The organism is Streptomyces sp. (assembly GCF_035563135.1).
Classification (GTDB): domain Bacteria; phylum Actinomycetota; class Actinomycetes; order Streptomycetales; family Streptomycetaceae; genus Streptomyces.
On the sequence record NZ_DATMVN010000163.1, the window covers coordinates 1 to 4,189 of the forward strand.

General features: G+C 71.9%; 3 protein-coding genes and 2 pseudogenes. 3 read left to right on the forward strand and 2 right to left on the reverse strand.

The features are described from left to right. On the reverse strand, positions 1–692 hold a 692-nt coding region (locus tag VN520_RS06970), incomplete at its 3' end, for a GntR family transcriptional regulator (protein ID WP_325745970.1). A gap of 290 nt (positions 693–982) precedes the next feature. Here VN520_RS06970 and VN520_RS06975 point away from each other — a divergent pair. Together VN520_RS06975 and VN520_RS06980 are read left to right on the forward strand one after the other, a co-directional pair. Beyond that, entirely contained in the window at positions 983–2,356 is a 1,374-nt protein-coding gene (locus VN520_RS06975; protein WP_325745971.1) for a glycoside hydrolase family 18 protein, read from the forward strand. Positions 2,357–2,506: 150 nt separating this feature from the next. After that, positions 2,507–2,770: pseudogene (locus tag VN520_RS06980) on the forward strand (threonine synthase); the annotation flags it as partial. 38 nt (positions 2,771–2,808) lie between these two features. Here VN520_RS06980 and VN520_RS06985 read toward each other — a convergent pair. Further along, a complete protein-coding gene (locus VN520_RS06985; RefSeq protein ID WP_325745972.1) occupies positions 2,809–3,291 on the reverse strand; it encodes a cupin domain-containing protein in 483 nt (160 codons plus the stop codon). A gap of 90 nt (positions 3,292–3,381) precedes the next feature. On the opposite strand from VN520_RS06985, the pseudogene VN520_RS06990 reads away from it, so the two are divergent. Then, positions 3,382–4,189 (forward strand): annotated as a pseudogene (locus tag VN520_RS06990) (haloacid dehalogenase); the annotation flags it as partial.

Consider the following 4,189-nt stretch of genomic DNA (forward strand, 5'->3'; position numbering starts at 1 on the left):
GTCTCCACCGCCCGCCCCGAGGCGTAGTACGTCCGACCGATCACCATCACCACATGGCCCGGCACCCCGCCGAGCGTCAGGAGCTCCTCCGCCAGCCCCGGGCGCGCGCCGACCTCCTCCGCCACGTTGTCCACGACGATGTCGATCGCCGCCATGCGGTCGACGACACCGCAGCCTCCCAGCGGCCCCTCCTCCGGAAGCATCACCGGCGTACGCCCCGTGACGGCCAGGGGCTCCCAGGAGGTGGACAGCATCATCGGCTCGCCCGCCTCCCGGAAGACGTACCTCGTGCGCATCACCCGGTCGCCGGGCTCGATCCCCAGCCGCTCGGCGACCCCGGCGCTCGCCTCCTCCTGCTCGCTGCGGGACTCCCAGGTCCCCCGCGCCCCTTCCGCCGTCTGCTCCTGGCGGAAGGGGTCGGCCCCCGCTCCGGGCCGATAGCCGGAGCGGGCGATCCGGCGCGGGACCGGGCGCGCACGCACATACGTCCCGGAGCCCGACCGCCCCTCGACGAGCCCTTCGGCCATCAGGACCTTGCGCGCCTCCAGCGCCACGGTGTCCGAGACCCCGTACTCCTCACGGATCCGGGCCTGGGAAGGCAGCCGGGCGTGGGGCGGCAGCGCGCCGTTGACGATCTTCTCCCTGAGATCGCTCGCCACGCGCAGATAGGCGGGCTGCTCACCGAAAGGCACAGGCCACTCCCAACAGGTTGACAGACAGCAACAGCGTGACAACCGTGGGTTGAATACCGCAAGCGCGGGCCATAGTTTCACTCGAAGTGATGATTCCCTGCTCACCAGCGCATACCTGACCCAGGCGCACGCCGAGTGCGCCCGGACCCTTGACCCTTTTTGGTCCAGACCAATACCTTCCTGTGCACAGCACGGCTCCCGCTGCCCCGCCAGCACCCGGAACACCCCCCGGAACGCCCCCGGAATCCGCACCGGAACCATCCCCCGGACCACGCACAGGAACGAGCCCCATGCGCCGAAGAACCCTGACCGGACTGACCACCGCCGCCTGCGCCCTGACCCTGCTGGCAGGCCTCGCCCCCGCCGCCACGGCCGGCGGAACCGGCCACGACCGCGGAACCGGCCACGACCGCGGTGCGGGCCACCACGACCGCGCGTACCGGACCGTCGGCTACTTCACCCAATGGGGCGTCTACGGACGCGACTTCCAGGTCAAGGACCTGGAGACCAGCGGTACAGCGGCCAAGCTCACCCACATCAACTACGCCTTCGGCAACGTCAGCGCCGAAGGCCGCTGCTTCACGGGCAACGTACCCGGCGAGGCCGACGCCTGGGCCGACTACGCCCGCCCGCTGGACGCCGCCGGATCGGTCGACGGCGTCGCCGACACCGATACGCAGCCTCTCGCGGGCAACTTCAACCAGCTGCGCGAGCTCAAGGCCGCACACCCCGGCCTCAAGGTGATGATCTCCCTGGGCGGCTGGAGCTGGTCCACCCACTTCTCGGACGCGGCCCGCACCGCCGCCTCCCGCAAGGCCCTCGTCTCGTCCTGCATCGACCTGTACATCAAGGGCAACCTGCCCGTGGACGGTGCCCGTGGGGGTGAGGGGGCCGCGGCCGGCCTCTTCGACGGCATCGACCTGGACTGGGAGTGGCCCGGCTCCGCCGGTGACACGGACACGGTCTTCCGCCCGGAGGACAAGCGGAACTTCACGGCTCTGGTGCACGAGTTCCGTACCCAGCTCGACGCCTACGCGAAGAGCAGCCGGAAGGACAGGACGAAGCCGAAGCACTACGAGCTGTCCGCCTTCGTGCCCACCGCGCCCGCCAAGATCGACGCCGGGTTCGACGTGCCCCGCATCATGCGGGACTTCGACTTCGTCAACATCCAGGGCTACGACTTCCACGTCTCCGGCGAGCCGACGACCGCGCAGCAGTCCGCGCTGTACGCCAAGGGCGACTTCAGTGTCGACCAGACGGTCCGTGACTGGATCAGGCGCGGTGCTCCGGCCCGCAAGCTGGTGATGGGCATGCCGTTCTACGGCCAGGGCTGGACGGGCGTCACCGGGGGCGGTGACGGGCTCGGCCAGCCGGCGACGGCGCCCGCGCCCGCCACGTACGCCGCCGGCTACGAGGACTACAAGGCACTGAAGAAACTGGCCGAATCCGGGCAGTACACGGTGCACCGGGACACCCGCAACGGCCATGCCTGGCTGTTCGACGGCACGACCCTGTGGACGTACGACGATCCGCAGGTGCTGCACGCCAAGACCTCGTACATCCGCGACCGCGGTCTCGGCGGGGCGATGTTCTGGTCGCTGGACGGCGACACGGAGGACGGCGAGCTGATGACGGCGGTCGACCGAGGGCTGCGGCGGCGCTGACCGGCGGTGAGGGCCGCACGGGACGAAGGACCCGCGCGGCCCTCACCGGGTCCGGATCACGGCCGTGCCGGGTGATCAGATTCGGCGCATGTCCGAGATCCGCATGCCCACGGCGGCATACTTCTGCCCTCAGGGCGGCTCCCGGGCCGGGTGCCGCCCACTCCCGCGGAGGGGAGCGCCATTCCGCGGCCGCCGCGCGGCCGGCAGGTCCTGGCCGCCGTCCGGGAGTCGGGCGGCACCTTCCTGACCGTGCCGGAGGAACAGATCCGTGCGGCGCAGAAGGACCTGGCCGCCCGCGGCTTCTCCGTCGAGACGACCGGGGTCGCCTGCTGGGCGGCCGTGGGCGGCGTGACGGACCGGAGCGTGGCCGTCCCGCTCCGCGGGGCCGGCCTCAGGACGGGCCTCGCGCCCTGAGGGGACCGGCGCCCCGGGGCCCGTGGGCCCGGCGCCCCTCAGTCCGTCCAGTACGTGTCGTGCTTGATGAAGAACTCCGCCCGCTCCTTCTCCGGCCAGTCGGAGACCTGCCCCACCTTCTCGAAGTACTCCTCCCGGGGCGCCCCCGGCGTGAAGAGCAGCAGCATCGACGCGGGCTCGTCGGAGTCGTTCCGGAAGGCGTGCAGACCGCCTTGGGGCACGTACAGGAAGTCGCCCGCCGTGGCGTCGGTCCATCGCTCGCCGTTGTGGATCCGCACCGTCCCGTCGAGGATGAAGAACGACTCCGAGATCGTCCGGTGGAAGTGTTCGGCCGGGCCGCCCGCCCGGGGCCCCATGTTGATGCGGTACAGCCCGAACTCCCCGTGCGTCGACTCCGACGTGGCCAGGTAGTGGGTGCTGCCGCCGCTGCGTGGCAGGAAGTCCGGGGCGGTGCCGGCCGGCCGGTACCGCGCGCTGATCTCGCCCTCGCCGCCCGTGTGGACGGGGTCCGGATACGACATGCCGCTCTCCCTGCCTCCGGCCCTGGACCGGTCCGCTCGTCCCGCGCGCCGGTACCGCACCGGCGGCGTCGTCTTCCCTACCTTCGTACGGTGAGCCTCAAGCGCATCCCTCTTCTCGCGTCCCTGATCGCAAGCGCGCTGACCGTCCCTGTGCCGCCGCTCTCCCACGCCGCCGGGCCGCCCGCCCCCGCCTCCGTGTGCGGCAGGACGGACACCCCTTCCGACGCGTCGTGGGCACCGGCATCCACCGCCTTCGGCGAGGCCGAGGGGTACGACCCCTATGTCGGCAACGGCTACCTGGGCCACCGCGTGCCCGCCACGGGCGCCGGATACGCCGCGACGGGCCGGAAGACCGGCTGGCCCCTCTACACCCCACGGTACGACGGTGCCTTCGTCTCCGGGCTCCACGCCCGCGACGAGGGCCTCGCCGAGGGCCGCGAGGTGATCGCCGCGCTCCCGTCCTGGACCACGCTCGACGTACGGGCCGGCTCCGAGACGTACGGCTCCGCCACCCCCGCCGACCGCATCTCCCACTACCGCCAGACCCTCCACCTGCGCTGCGGTGTCGTGGTCACCTCCCTGCGGTGGACCACGGCCGACGGCCGCGCCACCGACCTGGCCTACGAGGTCCTGGCCGACCGCTCCGACGTGCACACCGGCGCCGTACGACTGCGGATGACCCCGCACTGGAGCGGCACCGCGACGGTGACCGGACGGCTGGACGAGCGCGGGGCACGCCGGGTCGCACTCGCCGGCGACGGCACGTTCCGCACACTGGGCACGGGCACGCAGGGGGCGATCGTCCAGCTGGGTACGACTGGCACCCGGACGGTCACGGTCAGGGCCGGCCGCTCGTACACCTTCGAGAAGTACGTCGGTGTCGACACCTCGCTCACCT

Excerpts from the sequence above, each read along its gene's own strand:
- VN520_RS06975 (WP_325745971.1), top strand. The coding sequence starts at position 983 with ATGCGCCGAAGAACCCTGACCGGACTGACCACCGCCGCCTGCGCCCTG.
- VN520_RS06985 (WP_325745972.1), bottom strand. The coding sequence starts at position 3,291 with ATGTCGTATCCGGACCCCGTCCACACGGGCGGCGAGGGCGAGATCAGC.